Origin of the sequence: Kitasatospora saccharophila, from assembly GCF_039529925.1 — a bacterium.
Classification (GTDB): Bacteria; Actinomycetota; Actinomycetes; order Streptomycetales; family Streptomycetaceae; genus Kitasatospora; species Kitasatospora saccharophila.
In genome coordinates this window covers 29,027-45,280 of the sequence record NZ_BAAANS010000044.1, presented here as the reverse complement: position 1 = coordinate 45,280, position 16,254 = coordinate 29,027, and the positions used below count along the sequence as shown (strand labels likewise).

The following is a 16,254-nucleotide window of genomic DNA, read 5'->3' as shown; positions in this document are numbered from 1 at the left end:
TCCGGCGGCTTCCTGGGGTCGTTCATGCCGTCAACCCTCCACCCAGCGCTGCACGGTGGCGATCAGCTGGTCGGCGTCGACGGGTTTGGTGAGGTGGTCGTCGGCCCCGGCCGCGAGGCTGCGGGCCCGGTCGTCGGGCATCGCCTTGGCGGTGACGGCGACGATCGGGACGGTGGCGTGGTCGGTGCTCTCCCGGATGGCGGTGGTCGCGGCGTAGCCGTCGAGTTCCGGCATCATCAGGTCCATCAGGACCAGGTCGGTCTCCGGGTGGGCGCGCAGCAGGGCCAGTCCGGTGCGGCCGTTGGCGGCGTGCAGGGCGGTGGCGCCCTCCAGTTCGAGCGCGGTGCTGAGCGCGTAGACGTTGCGCGGGTCGTCGTCGATGACCAGCACGGTGCGTCCGGCGAGCCGGCCGACGGGCGCCGGGGCGGCCTCCCCGCCGCTCCCCCGGCCGGCCCCCGGCTCGGGCCGCTCGCCGGGCCGCTCGCCGGGCCGCCCGTCGGTCGTGAAGCGGGTGATGCGTTCGCGCAGTTCGTCCAGGCCGGTGGTGACCTCCAGCCGGTCGGCGGTCGGGACGGGCCGCCCGGCGCCGCCGGTGTGGCCGAGGACGGGGACGGGGTCGGCGCGCCGGTCGAGGGCGGCGAGCAGGGTGCGGGCGCCGTCCTCGGGCAGGCCGAGGTCGAGCACGACCAGGTCGTGGGGGGCGCGGTCGAGGGCGTCGACAGCGCTGTCGGGGCTGCCCGCGCTGTCGACGGTGGTGGCCGGGTCGCGGCCGGTGACACCGCTGCGGGTGAGCAGGGTGAGCAGGCCGGGCGGGTCGGGTTCGACCACCAGGATGCGGCGCTCTCCGCCCCGGGGCGCGGGGGCGGCGGTGTCCTCCCCGGTGTCCGTCTCCGCTCCGGGCCCGAGGTGCGCGGCGGGCAGCAGCAGGGTGAAGCGGCTGCCTTCGCCGGGGATCGATTCGGCGCTGACGGCGCCGCCGAGCAGTCGGGCGAGTTCGCGGCTGATGGACAGGCCGAGGCCGGTGCCGCCGTACTTGCGGCTGGTGGTGCCGTCGGCCTGCTGGAAGGCGCCGAAGATGGATTCCAGGTGGTCGGCGCCGATGCCGATCCCGGAGTCCTGGACCCGGAACGCGACGGCCGCCAGGTCGCGCCGCTCGGTGGGCAGTTCGCCGGGCCGGGCGGGTTCGACGGCGAGCTCGACGAAGCCCCGGTCGGTGAACTTGACCGCGTTGGACAGCAGGTTGCGCAGGATCTGGCGCAGCCGGGCCTGGTCGGTGTAGAGGTGCTCGGGCGCGCCGGGCCCGGTGGTGATCCGGAAGTCGAGTCCCTTCTCGGCGGCCAGCGGGCGGAAGGTGGTGTCCACGTAGTCGAGCAGTTCGCGCAGCTCGAACGGTTCGACGGTGACGTCGAGCTTGCCCGCCTCGACCTTCGACAGGTCGAGGATGTCGTTGATCAGCTGGAGCAGGTCGGACCCGGCCGAGCGGATCACCTCGGCGTACTCGACCTGCTTGCCGCTCAGGTTGCCCTCGGGGTTCTGGGCGAGCAGCTGGGCCAGGATCAGCAGGCTGTTCAGCGGGGTGCGCAGTTCGTGGCTCATGTTGGCCAGGAACTCCGACTTGTACATCGAGGTACGGGTCAACTGCCTTGCGCGTTCCTCCAGTTCGCGGCGGGCCTGTTCGATCTGGAGGTTCTTGGCCTCGATGTCGCGGTTCTGCGCGGCCAGCAGTTCGGCCTTCTCGCCGAGTTCGGCGTTGGAGCGCCGCAGCTCCTCCTGGCCGTCGACCAACTGTTCGGAGCGGGCCCGCAGTTCGGAGGTGAGGCGGCGGGACTCGCGGAGCAGTTCGTCGGTCCTGGCGTTGGCCAGCAGGGTGGCCAGGGTGGTGCCGATGTCCTGGGCGAGGCGTTCCAGGAAGTCCCGGTGCAGGTCGGTGAAGTGGTGCAGGGTGGCGACCTCGACCACGCCGAGCAGCTTGTCCTCCATGGTGACCGGCTGGATCAGCAGTTCGCGGGGGGTGGCCGAGCCCAGTCCGGAGCCGATCTCGGCGTAGCCGGCCGGGAGTTCGCCGATCGCGATGGGGCGGCGGCTGCGCCCGGCCTGCCCGATCAGCGACTCGCCGAGGCCGAACCGGCGCGGGGTGTCGGCGTGGTGGTGGCCGTAGGCGGCGGCCCGGACCAGCACGGTGCCGTCGTCGGTGTCCTCGGCGAGGTAGCAGGTGCCGTACTGGGCCTCCAGCAGCGGGCACAGCTCGTCCATCAGCAGCTCGGCCACGGCGGCCGGTTCGCGCCGTCCCTGGATCAGCGCGGTGAGCCGGGCCAGGTGGGTCTTGAGCCAGTCCTGTTCGCGGTTGGCCCGGGTGGTCTCGCGCAGCGACTCGACCATCACGTTGATGTTGTCCTTGAGGTCGGCGACCTCGCCGGAGGCGTCCACGGTGATCGAGCGGGTCAGGTCGCCGGCGGTGACCGCGCCGGTGACCTCGGCGATCGCCCGGACCTGCCGGGTCAGGTTCCCGGCCAGCTCGTTGACGTTCTCGGTGAGCCGCTTCCAGGTGCCGGAGACGCCCTCCACCTCGGCCTGGCCGCCGAGCCGTCCCTCGGTACCGACCTCGCGGGCCACCCGGGTCACCTCGGCGGCGAACGAACTCAGCTGCTCCACCATGGTGTTGACGGTGTTCTTCAGCTCCAGGATCTCGCCCCGGGCGTCCACGTCGATCTTCCGGGTCAGGTCGCCCCGGGCCACCGCCGTGGTCACCTGCGCGATGTTGCGGACCTGCGAGGTCAGGTTGTGCGCCATGAAGTTGACGCTGTCGGTGAGGTCCTTCCAGGTGCCCGCGACGTTCGGCACCCGGGCCTGCCCGCCCAGCGTGCCGTCGGTGCCGACCTCGCGGGCCACCCGGGTCACCTCGTCGGCGAACGCCGACAGGGTGTCCACCATGGTGTTCAACGCCCCGGCCAGCGCGGCGACCTCGCCCTCCGCGTCGACGGTGACGCGCTGCGACAGGTCGCCCCGGGCCACCGCCGTGGCGACCTGCGCGATCGAACGCACCTGGCCGGTCAGGTTGGACGCCATCACGTTCACGTTGTCGGTCAGGTCGCGCCACGTCCCGGAGACCCCCCGGACGTCCGCCTGCCCGCCCAGGATCCCCTCCGTCCCCACCTCGCGGGCCACCCGGGTCACCTCGCCCGCGAACGAACTCAACTGCTCCACCATGGTGTTGACGGTGCTCTTCAGCTCCAGGATCTCGCCGCGCGCCACCACGTCGGCCTTCCGGGTCAGGTCGCCCCGGGCCACCGCCGTGGCGACCTGCGCGATCGAACGCACCTGCGCGGTCAGGTTGCCCGCCATGAAGTTGACGCTGTCGGTCAGGTCGCGCCACGTCCCGGAGACCCCCCGGACGTCCGCCTGCCCGCCCAGGATCCCCTCCGTGCCCACCTCGCGGGCCACCCGGGTCACCTCGGCGGCGAACGAACTCAACTGCTCCACCATGGTGTTGACGGTGTCCTTGAGCTCCAGGATCTCGCCCCGGGCGTCCACGTCGATCTTCCGGGTCAGGTCGCCCCGGGCCACCGCCGTGGTCACCTGCGCGATGTTGCGGACCTGGGTGGTGAGGTTGCCCGCCATCGCGTTGACGCTGTCGGTCAGCTCCCGCCACGCGCCGTGCGCCTGCGGCACCTCCGCCTGCCCGCCGAGCACGCCCTCGGTGCCGACCTCCCGGGCCACCCGGGTCACCTCGGCGTTCAGCCTGGCCAGCCGCTCCGCCATGTCGTTGTACACGCCGGAGATCTCGCCCAGCACGCCGGGCGCGTCGGGCAGCCGCAACGCGAGGTCGCCGTCCCGGACGGCGGTCAGGCCCGCCAGCAGCCGGCGCAGCGCCCGGCCGTCGGCCCCGGCGTCCGGGACGGTCTCGGCCGCCCGGGCGTGCTCCCCGTCGGGGCTCCCGCCGAGATCCCGGCCCCGGTCCGAACGGTCCGAACGGTCGGGGGGCGGCGGCCGGTGCGGCCGTCCGGGGTCCGGTGTGCTCTCCACGCGACCACCACCTCGGCTCCGAGAGGACGGCCCGGCCCCGGCGGGCGGGGCCGCTGCCTGCTTCCACGCTTGCTTCCACTGTGGCACCTCCGGGGTCAGGCTTCCGCCGGAGGCCGGACCACCTCCAGCCACACCGTCTTGCCGCCACCGGCCAGCGGCTCGCTGCCCCAGGCGGTCGCCAGCCGGTCGACCACCCGCAGCCCGTGCCCGCCGGGCCGGGCGGGCACCAGGGGCGGGCGCAGCACCGGCGGCCGGTCGTCGGCGTCCCGCACGGCGACCCGCACCAGCGGCCCGTACCTGGTCAGTTCCAGCAGGTAGGGGCCGGCCGCGTGCTGACAGGCGTTGGTCACCAGTTCGCTGGTCATCAGCAGCACGTCCTCGGCCACGGCCCGGACGGCGGCGTCCGGGCCGGGCAGCCAGCCCCAGGCCCGCAGCGCGAGCCGGGTGAACTCCCGCCCCCGGGCGACCGTCCCCGGCACGGCGGTCAGCGGCAGGCTGCGCCGGTCGGTCCCGGTTCGCGGCGGGTCGGCGGGATGGGCGGGGTGGGCGCGGGAGGCGGGCTGCTCGGCCATCACGGGGCCCCGATCGCGTCGTCCGTCCCGCCCGCGTCTCCCGCTCCCGCCCGGGTCCCGGCCCCGCCGGCTCCCGTCCCGGCCCCGTGCGCCCCGCCGGACCCGCCGGCCCCGGCCCCGGCCCCCGGCAGCGGCGCGGCGAGCGCGTCCGCCACGGTGGGGTGGACGTCCAGCACCTCGTCCGCGCCGGTGATCTCCAGCATCCGGGCGACCACCGGCCCGGGCGCGGCCAGCAGCAGCGGGAGGCCGGCCCGGAGGGCGGCGGCGTGGGCGCGCAACAGCAGGTTGAGGCCGGTGGAGTCGCAGAACCCCAGGCCGCCGCAGTCCACCACCAGCCGTCCGGGCGGGTCGGCGACGGCCCGTTCCAGCGCTTCGCGCAGCGGGCCGACGCTGTCGTGGTCGAGTTCGCCCTCGGGCCGTACCACCAGCGCCCCGTCGGGGCTGTCCAGTGCGACGGTGAGCGGGGCTCCGGGATCCGCGCCCGGTAGTGCGTCCACGACTCGAACACCTCCTGCCGTACGGTGTCGGGGCCTTCCACCCGGGGCCTTCCATCCGGGGCCTTTCATCCGGGGTCTTTCACCCTGGGGCCGCCGTCGGGTCGCGGCCACCCGACCGGTGTCGCGGCTACCCGACCGGCCCGGAACTCAATCGGCGGCCCCGGCCCGGCCCGTCCCGTCGGCCGCCCCGTCGCCCTCCCCCTCGGCCGTCCCGGCGGCCGTGCCCTCGATGTGCTCGCGCAGTCCGGTGAGGGTGGCGGCGAGGATCCGGGAGACGTGCATCTGGGAGACGCCGATCTCGGCGGCGATCTCGCTCTGGGTGAGTCCGCCCCAGAACCGCAGCAGCAGGACGGTGCGCTCGCGTTCCGGCAGCCGGTTGAGGAACGGCTTGGCCATCACCCGGAGTTCGGCGACCTCCAGTTCGGGGTCGCAGCTGCCGAGCCGGTTGACCAGGGCGCTGCCGGGGTCGTCGGGGCCGTCCTCGCGCAGCGAGTCGAGCGAGTCGCAGCGGCACAGCCGCCCGGCCTCCAGCCCTTCGGCGGCCTCCTCCTCGGTGACGTGCAGCTCCTCGGCGAGTTCGGCGGTGTCGGGCAGCCGGCCGAGGACCTGTTCGAGCCGGTCGGAGGCGTGCACGGCCGCCAGGTAGCGCTCCTGCACGCTGCGCGGGACGCGCAGCGGCCAGGAGGTGTCGCGGAAGAACCGCTTGATCTCGCCGGAGATGGTGGGGATCGCGTAGGTGACGAACTCGACGCCGCGGTCCGGGTCGAAGCCGTCGACGGCCTTGATCAGTCCGACGGTGCCGACCTGGATGATGTCGTCCAGGTCCTCGGGGCGGTGCCGGAACCGGGCGGCGACGAAGCGCACCAGCGGCATGTTCAGCTCGATCACGGTGCCCCGGACGTAGCTGTGGGCCGGGTCCTCGGGCGGCAGCCCGGCCAGCCGGTGGAACAGCGCGTCGCTGAGCCGGCGCGCCTCGTACTTGCCCATCGCGCGCATCTCGCTCCGGGTGGGCCGGCGCAGCGGGTCGGCTTCGGCCGTCCCGCCCCCGGTCCCCCCGGCGGTGGCGCCGGTGGTGGTGGACGTGGTGGTCACGGGGAGTCATCTCCCGGGTGCGGTAGGGGCCTGCCCCGGCGGCCCGGGCGGTGCGGGCACACCGCGCGCCGGACGGTGCGGACCGTCCGCGGCTCGGCGGGCCGCACGCGCGGTGGCGGCGGCGGGGCGGGCGAGAACCGTGGAACCCGGCTTCTTCAGGCGACGGCTCCCGACACGCGGCGCACGGCCGCGGACGCTCGGTCTCGCGGCCCCGGCTCACGTGTCGTGACGTGTCACACGAGGTGACGTGGCGACCCCTGCGGGTCGGCCCCGCCGGGCGGTGCGCGCTCGACGTGGCGTCCTACTTGTACCCAGCCCGCCCGTTCCGAACCGGATTCCGCGGATCGACCCGATCGGCCCGGTTTGCCCGCCGGGTGGCGGGTATGCGCGCCGGTGACCCACCCGGCGACGGAAGGAGTCCCACCATGCCCGCCGGATCGAGCCCCAAGCGGGAGCGCCAGTACGAGCACATCAAGGAGGGCGAGCTGAAGCGCGGCGCGAGCGAGAAGCGCGCCACCGAGATCGCCGCCCGCACCGTCAACAAGGAGCGCGCCCGGCACGGCGAGAGCCGGACGGCCAGCCGCAGCTCCACCCACGACGTCTCCTCCGGGCACCGGGGCGGCAAGCGCTCGCACCAGGGGCCCGGGGGTCCGACGTACGACCAGCTGTACAACGAGGCGCGGCAGCGCGGCGTCAAGGGCCGCTCGAAGATGAACAAGAGCGAGCTCGCGCACGCCCTGGGGAGGTGATCCCGGTGCCCGCACCCGTCGCGCCCGCACCCACGACGGTCGCCGCACCCGCCGCGACCATCCCGATGCCCGTCGACCCGGACGTCCGGCCGCCCGAACCGCCGGACACGCCGCCCCGGCCGACCGACCCGCCCGACCCGCTGAGCCCCACCCCGCTGCCGCCGGACCCGGACCCGCCGATCGCCCCGCCGGGGCCCGCCCCGGACCCGCACCCCGAACCCACCCCGCAGCCGGACCCGATCCCCTGAGGCAGCTCCGCCCGACCGCCCGCCGTCGCTGACGGCGGGCGGTCGGGCCGCGCTCGGGCCGGGGCGGGGTTCCGGAGCGGCTCCGGCGGGTAGGGCGTCCTGCGGCGGAATGACCCGGGGGCAGGGGGCGTCGCATGGGGTGGGTCCGTTGGCTGGGGCCGACCTGGCCGTGGCGGGTGGCGGGCGGGTTCGCCGCGCTGTGGCTGGCGGGCACGGCGGTGGCGACCTGGCTGCTGCTCGGCGGCCCGGCGGTCGCGATGAGCGGCCTGCTGGGGCCGACCGGCAGCTACGTGGCCACCCACTGCTACGAGGAGGTGGAGAGCACCGACGTCAGCTGCGAGGGCCGCTACACGCCCTCGTCCCCGGTCGGGGCCCCGTCCCGGCCGATGACGCTGCGCGGCGCCGCCGACTCGCGGGTCGGCGGCCGGCTGGACGTCCGGGAGGTCAATGGCCGGGCCTACCAGCCCTCGCCGGTCACCGCCGGGGAGTACCTCGCCTTCGCCGGCTGGATGGCCGCCACCCTGGGCATGCCCGCCGTGTGGCTGCTGGTCTCCGCCCGCAAGGGGAGCACCGAGGGCGGCGACGGCTACGTGTTCGCCTGGCTGGCGTCCCTGTTCCTGATGTGCGTCCTGGGCGTCGTGCTGTTCCCGGTGTTCTGGCTGCTGTCCGTCATCCGCGGCTGACCCCCGCCCGCGCCCCGCCAACGCCCTGTCCCGTCCCATCCCGTCCCCGCCCGCTCCGACCTGCGCCCGCCACCGCCGCCCCGGGCCGACCTTCGCCGCCCCGGGCCCACCTCCGCCGGCAAGGGCTGGCACACTGTCCGCCGAACGGTTGAATGTTCTTGCTGAAACTTGCAAGAACGGGGACGGAGGGTGGAGAGCATGGGGGGACGGATCCGGCGCTGGGCGGACGCCACGGCGGCGCTGGCCCTGGTCGGCGCGGGGACGGCGGGATGCTCGACGGCGCCTGACGGCCCCGCCGTGATCGAGGTGGACGCCGCGACCTCGCTCACCGACCAGGCGGTGCACGTCCGGATCACCGGCCTGCGGTCCGGCCAGGAGGTCACCGTCGGCTCGCAGGCGGAGGACCAGCAGGGGAAGCGGTGGAGCGGGCGGGCCGTCTTCCGGGCGGACGCCCGCGGGACGGTGGCCCTGGACGACGCCGTCCCGTCCTCCGGCAGCTACCGGGTGGCGGACGGGATGGGCCTGTTCTGGTCGATGGCACCCGCCGACGGCGACCCGGAGCACGCCTCCTTCTACCCGCCGGGCATGCTGCGGCAGAGCTACCCGGTCACGCTGACCGCCACGGCGGACGGACGCCCGGCCGCCTCCCGGACGCTGACCCGCCGGTGGCTCGGGGACGGCGTGACCGACCGGAAGCTCACCCCGGCGCCGGACGGGGTCGCCGGCGACCTCTTCCTGCCCGCCCCGGGCACCCCGCGCCACCCGGCGGTGCTGCTCTTCGGCGGCTCGGAGGGCGGCAACGGCCTGGCACCGGCCGCGGCCCTGCTCGCCTCGCACGGCTACCCGGCGCTGGCCCTGAGCTACTTCGGCCGCCCGGGCCTGCCGAGCGCCCTGAAGGACGTCCCGCTGGAGTACTTCGCCACCGCCGCGCGCCTGCTGGCCGCGCAGCCCGGCACCGACCCCGACCACCTGCTGGCGCTGGGCTACTCGCGCGGCAGCGAGGCGGCCCTGCTGCTCGCCGACGACTACCCCGAACTGGTCCACGGCGCGGTGGTCTACTCCCCGTCCGCGCAGGTCAACAGTGGTTTCCCGGACCGCCTCAGCACCGCCTGGACCAAGGACGGCAGGGCGGTCGGTTCGGGCCCGATACCGCTCGACCACGTCAGCGGCCCCGTGCTGGCCGTCGCCGGGGCCGACGACCGGCTGTGGCCCTCGCCGCTCTGGGCCCGGCAGATCGTCCAGGAGCTCGACGCCGCCCACGACCCGCACCCGCACCGGGCCCTGGTCCTCCCGGACGCCGGGCACGGCGTCGGCACCTTCCCCTACCTCGCGGCCGGCACCCGCCCCACCCACCCGGTGACCGGCCAGGAGACCGACTTCGGCGGCACCCGCCCGGGCAACGCCGCCGCCCAGGAGCAGGGCTGGTCCGAGCTGCTGGCCCTGCTCGCCCACCCGGCCGGCTGACCCCCCACCGACCGGGCCCGGGCGCGCCCGGCGCGTACGGGGGCCCGGTGCGGGGTAGGCGGAGAGGTCGTCGTCCCCTCACCGGAAGCAGGTTCCCCGATGGCGTGCCGGATCAGCGAACTCGTCCTGGGCTGCCGCGAACCCGAAGTGCTGGCCCGCTTCTGGTGCGCGGTGCTCGACTTCACGGTGCTCGGCCGCGAGGCGGACGGCAGCATCGAGATCGGCCCGCCCGAGGGCTTCGGCGGCGCCCAGCCCACCCTGTTCCTGAGCGCCGAGGCCGAGCCGCACCCGGGCCTGCCCCGCCTGCACATCGACGTCAGCGCCACCGACCGCGACCAGGACGCCGAGTTGGAGCGCCTGCTCGCGCTCGGCGCCCGCCCGGCCGACGTCGGGCAGACCGGCGAGGAGTCCTGGCACGTCCTGGCCGACCCGGAGGGCAATGTGTTCTGCCTGCTCAAGGCCCGGATCAAGGAACTCTGACCGTCCCCGCGCCCCCGCCCGCCCTCCCATGGGTTCCGGTCGCCCCGACGCTCCCGGGGTTTCCCCTCCGGCGAGGCGGTCAGACGCGCGACAGTGCTGTCGTCGCGCGTGAAGGAGGGCCGTCCATTGTCCAGGACCGTGGCCGATCAGGTGCTCGCCCGCTTGCGGGAGTGGGGCGTCGAGCAGGTGTTCGGGTACCCGGGGGACGGGATCAACGGGCTGTTGGCCGCGTGGGGGCGGGCCGACGACCGGCCGGCGTTCGTGCAGGCCAGGCACGAGGAGATGGCGGCGTTCGAGGCGGTGGGGTTCGCCAAGTTCTCGGGGAAGGTCGGCGTGTGCGCGGCGACCTCCGGGCCGGGCGCGATCCACCTGCTGAACGGGCTGTACGACGCCAAGTTGGACCACGTGCCGGTGGTGGCGATCGTCGGGCAGACCCGACCGGAGCGCGATGGGCGGTTCGTACCAGCAGGAGGTGGACCTGCTGAGCCTGTACAAGGACGTCGCCTCGGCGTACTGCCAGATGGTGACCGTCCCGCAGCAGCTGCCGAACGTGCTGGACCGGGCGTTCCGGACGGCCGCGACGTACCGCACGGTGACCGCCGTGATCATCCCGGCGGACGTGCAGGAGCTGCCCGAGCAGGCGCCGGAGCACGCGTTCAAGATGGTGCCGTCCAGCCTGGGGATGCCGAAGTCGCACCCCGTCCCGGACGACGGCGAGCTGCTGCGGGCCGCCGAGGTGCTGAACGCGGGCGGCAAGGTGGCGATGCTGGTCGGCCAGGGGGCGCGCGGGGCGCGCCGGCAGGTCGAGCAGGTGGCCGAGCTGCTGGGCGCGGGGGTGGCGAAGGCGCTGCTCGGCAAGGACGTGCTGCCGGACACCCTGCCGTACGTGACCGGGTCGATCGGGCTGCTGGGCACCCGGCCCTCGTACGAGCTGATGCGGGACTGCGACGCCCTGCTGACCGTCGGGTCGAGCTTCCCGTACACCCAGTTCCTGCCGGAGTTCGACCAGGCGCGGGCGGTGCAGATCGACGCCGACCCGTTCATGGTGGGGCTGCGCTACCCGTACGAGGTCAACCTGGTCGGTGACGCGGCGGCGACGCTGGACCGGCTGCTGCCGATGCTGCACCGCAAGAAGGACCGGAGCTGGCGCAAGCAGGTGGAGAAGAACACCGCGCGCTGGTGGGACGTGATGGAGGAGCGGGCGAAGGTGCCCGCCGACCCGGTCAACCCGGAGTACCTGGTGCACGCGCTGGACGCGCTGCTGCCCGAGAACGCGATCCTGACCGCGGACTCCGGTTCGGCGGCCAACTGGTACGCCCGGCACCTGCGGATGCGCGGCACCATGCGCGGCTCGCTGTCGGGCACGCTGGCCACCATGGGCCCGGGCGTGCCGTACGCGATCGGCGCGAAGTTCGCCCACCCGGACCGGCCGGTGGTGGCGCTGGTCGGCGACGGCGCGATGCAGATGAACGGGCTGGCCGAGCTGGTCACCGTCGCCCGCTACCGGGAGCGCTGGAGCGACCCGCGGCTGGTGGTGTGCGTGCTGAACAACCACGACCTGAACCAGGTGACCTGGGAGATGCGGGCGATGCAGGGCGCGCCGAGCTTCCTGCCCTCGCAGCAGCTGCCGGACGTCCGGTACGCGGACTTCGCCGAGTCGGTGGGTCTGCGCGGCCTGCGGGTCGAGGACCCGGGCAAGGTGCGGGCGGCCTGGGAGTGGGCGCTGGGCGCGGACCGGCCGTGCGTGCTGGACGTGCGCACCGACCCGGCGGTGCCGCCGATCCCGCCGCACGCCGACTGGTCGCAGATCAAGGACGCCGCCGAGTCGGTGCTGCGCGGCGACAGCGACCGGGTGGCCGTGGTCAAGCGCGGCCTGCGGGCCAAGCTGGCCGAGCTGCTGCCGCACCGGAGCAAGTCGTGACCGGGCCGCTGGCGGCGCTGCGCGAGGGCCGGTTCCAGCGCTCGCTGGCGCTGGCCACCGGTGCGGGCTCGGTGGTGGCGGCCGCCGAGATCTACCTGGAGCACGACCGGGCCGGGTTCGGGAACCGGATGATGTGGTGGCCGGTGGTGCTGGGCCCGCTCGGCGCGGCGGCGGGCGTGGCGGGCGCGGCGGACGCCCGGGCGGCCCGGACGGTGCTGCCGGTGGTGTCGGCGGCGATCGCCGCCAACGGGCTGCAGGGGTTCTGGCTGCACGTGCGCGGGGTCGCCGAGAAGCCGGGCGGCTGGCGGATGGCCCGGTTCAACCTGGAGACCGGCCCGCCGGTGTTCGCCCCGCTGCTGCTGGGCATGGTCGGCGGGATGGGCCTGGTCGCGGCGGTGCTGCGGCGCGAGGGCCGGTCGTGAGCGCACCGGAGCGGCCGACCGGCGGGGAGCAGCCGCCCGGCGAGGAGCGGTCGGCGCACGGCGAGCGGCCGTACCAGGGCCGCTTCCCCGGCTACGACCCGCTGGCCCGCCGCCCGCAGTGGGACGAGGTGACCGCCGCCCTGGTGACCTCCCGGGTCGCGGGGCCGTGCCCGCCGCTGCGGCTGTTCACGCCCGCCGAGGAGGCCACCGCCCGGGCCCTGCTGAACCGGCTGCTGGACGACCCGCCGGTCGACCTGCTGCAGATGATCGACGCCCGGCTGGCCGAGCGGGAGACCGACGGCTGGCACTACGCGGACCTGCCGCCGGACGACCGGGCCTGGCCGGAGACGATGCGGGCGCTGGACGAGGACGCCCGGGCGCTGCCGGGCCGCCGCGGCTTCGCCGAGCTGACCGGGCGTGAGCAGGACGGCCTGGTGGAGAAGGTGCGCCGGGCGGTGCGCTGGCACGGCTGGCCCGCGAAGCACGTGTGGAGCCTGTGGACGCGCTACGCCTGCACCGCGTACTACTCCCACCCGACGGCCTGGAGCGAGATCGGCTTCGGCGGCCCGGCCTTCCCGTCCGGGTACGCCCGGCTGGGCGTCGGGCGGCGCGAGCGCTGGGAGGTCGCCGACGCCCACCCCGAGCGGCAGCCGGCCGCCGAGCGGCCCGACCCGCCGCCGCTGCCCGCCGTCACCGACCCCGGCCGGCACGGCGAGGCGAAGGCCGCGCTGGCCACCCTGCGGCAGACCACCCGGCGGCAGCGCGCGGTGCGGCGGCGCAACGCCTCCGCCTGGCTGCTGCCCCGGGACGGCCTGGGCTTCGACCGGCGGCTGGTGGAGCGGATGCGCCGCCACCGGGACGAGGACGAGGTCGACCTGGTGATCGTCGGCTGCGGCGCGGGCGGCACCGTGCTGGCGCAGCGGATGGCCCGGGCCGGCTGGTCGGTGGTGGTGCTGGAGGCGGGCCCGTTCTGGGACCCGCTGCGCGACTGGGTGAGCGACGAGTACGGCTCGCACCACCTGTACTGGACCGAGCCGCGGGTGCTGTCGGGCTCCGACCCGGTGCCGATGGGGTCGAACAACTCCGGGCGCGGGGTGGGCGGTTCGATGGTGCACTTCGCCGGGTACGCGCCGCGCTTCCACCCGTCCGACTTCGAGACGCACCGCCGGGACGGGGTGGGCGCCGACTGGCCGCTGGCCTACGGCGACCTGCGCGGCTCGTACCAGCGGCTGGAGGCGGAGCTGCCGGTGGCGGGCCAGTACTGGCCGTGGGGCGAGCCGCACGCCTACCCGCACGCGCCGCACCCGGTGGGCGGCAACGGCGAGGTGTTCCTGCGCGGGGCGGCGGCGCTCGGCCTGGAGGCCCGGGTCGGGCCGGTGGCGATCAGCAACGGCCGGTTCGGGCGCCGCCCGCACTGCGTGTACCGGGGGTTCTGCCTGCAGGGCTGCAAGGTCAACGCCAAGGCGTCGCCGCTGATCACCCACCTGCCGGACGCGCTGGCGCACGGCGTGGAGGTCCGCGCCGACGCGATGGCCTGCGCGGTCGAGCTCGGCCCGGACGGCCTGGCGCGCGGCGTGCGCTACCTGCGCGGCGGCCGCGAGCACCTGCAGCGGGCCCGGACGGTGGCGGTCGCCGGGTACGCGATCGAGACGCCCCGGCTGCTGCTCAACTCGGCGAACGCGCGCTTCCCGGACGGCCTGTGCAACGACTTCGACCAGGTCGGCCGGTACGTGATGGTGCAGGGCGCGCCGCAGGTCTCCGGCCGCTTCGAGCAGGAGGTGCGGGCCTACAAGGCGCCGCCGCCGGAGGTGTCGACCGAGGCGTTCTACGAGACCGACCCGGCCAAGCCGTACCGGCGCGGCTTCAGCATCCAGACCGTCTCGCCGATGCCGATCACCTGGGCCGAGCACGTGGTCGCCCAGGGCCACTGGGGCGAGAAGCTGCGCCACTACCTGTCGGACTACGTGCACTGGGCGACGCTCGGCGGGCTGGCCGAGCTGCTCCCGCAGGCCGACAACCGGGTCACCCTCGCCGAGGAGGAGGACCGGCACGGGCTGCCGGTCGCGCACTTCTCCTACTCGCAGTGCGACAACGACAAGCAGGTGATCGCGGCCGCGCGCGGCACCATGGAGGCGATCCTGACCGCGGCGGGCGCCAGCGAGGTGATCGCCATCGACCGGTACGCGCACCTGGTCGGCGGCTGCCGGATGGCCGCCCGGCCCGAGGACGGCGTGGTCGACCGCGACCTGCGCTCCTTCGCGGTGCCGAACCTGCTGATCACCGACGGCAGCGTGCTGCCGACCCAGGGCGCCGCCAACCCGGCGCTGACCATCATGGCCCTGGTCGACCGGGCGGCGGGCGTGCTCGCCGCCGGGGCCCGGCAGGGCCTGCGCACCCCGAACCGAGAGCCGTGAGGTGAGCGTCATGTGGACCGACCGTCCGATCGAATGGCTGACGGCCCGGGTGTACACCGTCCCGACCGACCGCCCCGAGGCCGACGGCACCCTCGCCTGGAACTCCACCACCCTGGTGCTGGTCGAGGCGGGCAGCGGACCGGCCACCGGCCTGGGCTGGACGTACGGCCCGCCCGCCACCGCCGCCCTGGTGCGCGAGCAGCTCGGCCCGGTGGTGCTCGGCCGGGAGGCGCTCGACACCTCCGGCGCGTACGAGGCGATGCGCCGGGCGCTGCGCAACGCGGGCCGCCCGGGCCTGGGCACGTACGCGCTGTCCGCCGTCGACCTGGCGCTGTGGGACCTGGCGGCGCGGCTGCTGGACGTCCCGCTGGTGGGGCTGCTGGGCGGGCGGCCCCGGCCGGTCGAGGTGTACGGCAGCGGCGGCTTCACCACGTACCCGGACCGGGTGCTGGAGCGGCAGTTGCGCGGCTGGGTCGAGGAGCAGGGCATCCCGCGCGTCAAGATCAAGATCGGCGAGTCCTGGGGGACCCGCCCCGAACGCGACCTGGAGCGGATCGCCGCCGCCCGCACCGCGATCGGCCCGGACACGGCGCTGTACGTGGACGCCAACGGCGCGTTCACCCCGAAGCGGGCGATCCGGCTGGCCTCGGCGTTCGCCGACGACGGGGTGAGCTGGTTCGAGGAGCCGGTGTCCTCCGACGACCCGGCGGGGCTGGCGGCCGTCCGCGCCGCCGTCGCCCCCGACGTGGCGGCCGGCGAGTACGGCGACGACAGCCGCTACTTCGCCCGGCTCGCCCCCGCCGTGGACTGCCTGCAGGCCGACGCCACCCGCTGCGGCGGCCCGACCGGCTTCCTGCGGGCGGCGGCCGTCGCCGAGGCGTCCGGCGTCCCGCTCTCCGCGCACTGCTCGCCGCACGCCCACGCCCACGCGGCCGCCGCCCGGGGCGCCGCCGTCCGGCACCTGGAGTGGTTCCACGACCACGTCCGGGTCGAGTCGCTGCTGTTCGACGGCACCCTCGACCCGGCCGGCGGCACCGTCACCCCCGGCGCGGACGGCGCCCCCGGCCACGGCCTGACCCTCGCCGAGGGGCGCGCCGCGCCCTACCTGGCGGACGTCTGACCCGGGCTGATTCGGCCCGGCCGGGCTGGGCAGACGCCCGCCGACCAGGAGCAACGGAGCAAGCGAAAGGACCTGAACCATGCTGCTGCTCGGAATCCTGCTGTTCGCCGCGTCCGGCGCGTTCGCGGGCCTGCTGATCGCCGACAACCTCGGCGGCGGCCCGGAGACCGGCGTCGACGTGCTCGGCCACCAGATCGCCACCATGAGCACCCTCGGCGCCTTCCTGGCCGGCCTGGCCCTCGCCCTGCTCTTCTGCGCCGGGATCGCCCTGACGGTCGGCGGCCTGCGCTGGCACCGCCGCCACCGGGCGGCCGCCACCGCGGACGCCCCGGTGGTCCTGGACCGCACCGACGACCGGACCGGCCTCCCCAGCACCGACACCACCACCGGCACCACCACTGGCACCACCACCGGCGGTTCCACCGCCGCCCAGCGCCCGACCGGCCGGCCGCGCCACCGCTTCACGCACTGAGCCACCAACCCGGCGGTTCGAGGACAGGTCGAGGAGAGGCACCGTCAGGACGGAGCAGGCGACGGCCGGTCGACCCGGCGGACTTCCGCCGGCAAGG

Annotated in this window: 13 protein-coding genes and 1 pseudogene; 10 read left to right on the top strand and 4 right to left on the bottom strand. The window is 75.4% G+C overall.

Translation table 11 applies throughout. The features are described 5' to 3' along the window. Nucleotides 1-30: 30 nt before the first annotated feature. From ABD345_RS28035 to ABD345_RS28020, 4 genes are all read right to left on the bottom strand, one after another. Complete coding sequence (locus tag ABD345_RS28035; protein WP_344555942.1) at nt 31-3,867, bottom strand: HAMP domain-containing protein; 3,837 nt, start codon at nt 3,865-3,867, stop codon at nt 31-33. A 251-nt stretch (nt 3,868-4,118) separates the two neighbouring features. After that, nucleotides 4,119-4,595 carry an ATP-binding protein gene (locus ABD345_RS28030; RefSeq protein WP_344555911.1) on the bottom strand — a complete coding sequence of 159 codons (477 nt, stop codon included), beginning with the start codon at nt 4,593-4,595 and terminating at the stop codon, nt 4,119-4,121. Then, nucleotides 4,595-5,092 carry an STAS domain-containing protein gene (locus ABD345_RS28025; RefSeq protein WP_344555909.1) on the bottom strand — a complete coding sequence of 166 codons (498 nt, stop codon included), beginning with the start codon at nt 5,090-5,092 and terminating at the stop codon, nt 4,595-4,597. The genes ABD345_RS28030 and ABD345_RS28025 overlap by 1 nt, the downstream gene beginning before the upstream one ends. A 147-nt stretch (nt 5,093-5,239) precedes the next feature. Beyond that, the gene (locus ABD345_RS28020; protein ID WP_344555907.1) at nt 5,240-6,184 is read right to left on the bottom strand and encodes a SigB/SigF/SigG family RNA polymerase sigma factor; all 945 of its coding nucleotides are present in this window, start codon (nt 6,182-6,184) and stop codon (nt 5,240-5,242) included. Between the two features lie 425 nt (nt 6,185-6,609). Here ABD345_RS28020 and ABD345_RS28015 point away from each other — a divergent pair, with 425 nt between their 5' ends. The 10 genes and pseudogenes from ABD345_RS28015 (at nt 6,610) to ABD345_RS27970 (ending at nt 16,157) form a co-directional block, all read left to right on the top strand. Next, nucleotides 6,610-6,933 (top strand): plasmid stabilization protein, encoded by a 324-nt coding sequence (locus ABD345_RS28015; RefSeq protein WP_344555905.1) that lies wholly within the window; start codon nt 6,610-6,612, stop codon nt 6,931-6,933. A 5-nt stretch (nt 6,934-6,938) separates the two neighbouring features. Beyond that, entirely contained in the window at nt 6,939-7,181 is a 243-nt protein-coding gene (locus tag ABD345_RS28010; protein WP_344555903.1) for a hypothetical protein, read from the top strand. A 134-nt stretch (nt 7,182-7,315) separates the two neighbouring features. Continuing rightward, a complete protein-coding gene (locus tag ABD345_RS28005) occupies nt 7,316-7,864 on the top strand; it encodes a hypothetical protein (RefSeq protein ID WP_344555901.1) in 549 nt (182 codons plus the stop codon). Nucleotides 7,865-8,062: 198 nt separating this feature from the next. After that, complete coding sequence (locus tag ABD345_RS28000) at nt 8,063-9,328, top strand: acyl-CoA thioesterase/bile acid-CoA:amino acid N-acyltransferase family protein (RefSeq protein WP_344555899.1); 1,266 nt, start codon at nt 8,063-8,065, stop codon at nt 9,326-9,328. 99 nt (nt 9,329-9,427) lie between these two features. Continuing rightward, nucleotides 9,428-9,808: a VOC family protein gene (locus tag ABD345_RS27995; protein ID WP_344555897.1), complete on the top strand. Its 381-nt coding sequence runs from the start codon at nt 9,428-9,430 to the stop codon at nt 9,806-9,808. A gap of 126 nt (nt 9,809-9,934) precedes the next feature. After that, nucleotides 9,935-11,729 (top strand): annotated as a pseudogene (locus ABD345_RS27990) (thiamine pyrophosphate-requiring protein). Further along, entirely contained in the window at nt 11,726-12,151 is a 426-nt protein-coding gene (locus ABD345_RS27985) for a hypothetical protein (RefSeq protein WP_344555895.1), read from the top strand. Before ABD345_RS27990 ends, ABD345_RS27985 begins: the two are co-directional and overlap by 4 nt. Next, entirely contained in the window at nt 12,148-14,565 is a 2,418-nt protein-coding gene (locus ABD345_RS27980; RefSeq protein WP_344555894.1) for a GMC family oxidoreductase, read from the top strand. Before ABD345_RS27985 ends, ABD345_RS27980 begins: the two co-directional genes overlap by 4 nt. Before the next feature lie 10 nt (nt 14,566-14,575). Further along, nucleotides 14,576-15,685, top strand: coding sequence for an enolase C-terminal domain-like protein (locus ABD345_RS27975; protein ID WP_344555893.1), 1,110 nt, complete (start codon nt 14,576-14,578; stop codon nt 15,683-15,685). Nucleotides 15,686-15,764: 79 nt separating this feature from the next. Beyond that, the gene (locus ABD345_RS27970) at nt 15,765-16,157 is read left to right on the top strand and encodes a hypothetical protein (RefSeq protein ID WP_344555891.1); all 393 of its coding nucleotides are present in this window, start codon (nt 15,765-15,767) and stop codon (nt 16,155-16,157) included. Nucleotides 16,158-16,254 lie beyond the last annotated feature (97 nt).

What these genes read in the sequence shown, in the direction of transcription:
- ABD345_RS28030 (WP_344555911.1), bottom strand. Translation starts at nt 4,595, where the DNA reads ATGGCCGAGCAGCCCGCCTCCCGCGCCCACCCCGCCCATCCCGCCGAC.
- ABD345_RS28015 (WP_344555905.1), top strand. Translation starts at nt 6,610, where the DNA reads ATGCCCGCCGGATCGAGCCCCAAGCGGGAGCGCCAGTACGAGCACATC.
- ABD345_RS28005 (WP_344555901.1), top strand. Translation starts at nt 7,316, where the DNA reads ATGGGGTGGGTCCGTTGGCTGGGGCCGACCTGGCCGTGGCGGGTGGCG.
- ABD345_RS28000 (WP_344555899.1), top strand. Translation starts at nt 8,063, where the DNA reads ATGGGGGGACGGATCCGGCGCTGGGCGGACGCCACGGCGGCGCTGGCC.
- ABD345_RS27995 (WP_344555897.1), top strand. Translation starts at nt 9,428, where the DNA reads ATGGCGTGCCGGATCAGCGAACTCGTCCTGGGCTGCCGCGAACCCGAA.
- ABD345_RS27975 (WP_344555893.1), top strand. Translation starts at nt 14,576, where the DNA reads ATGTGGACCGACCGTCCGATCGAATGGCTGACGGCCCGGGTGTACACC.
- ABD345_RS27970 (WP_344555891.1), top strand. Translation starts at nt 15,765, where the DNA reads ATGCTGCTGCTCGGAATCCTGCTGTTCGCCGCGTCCGGCGCGTTCGCG.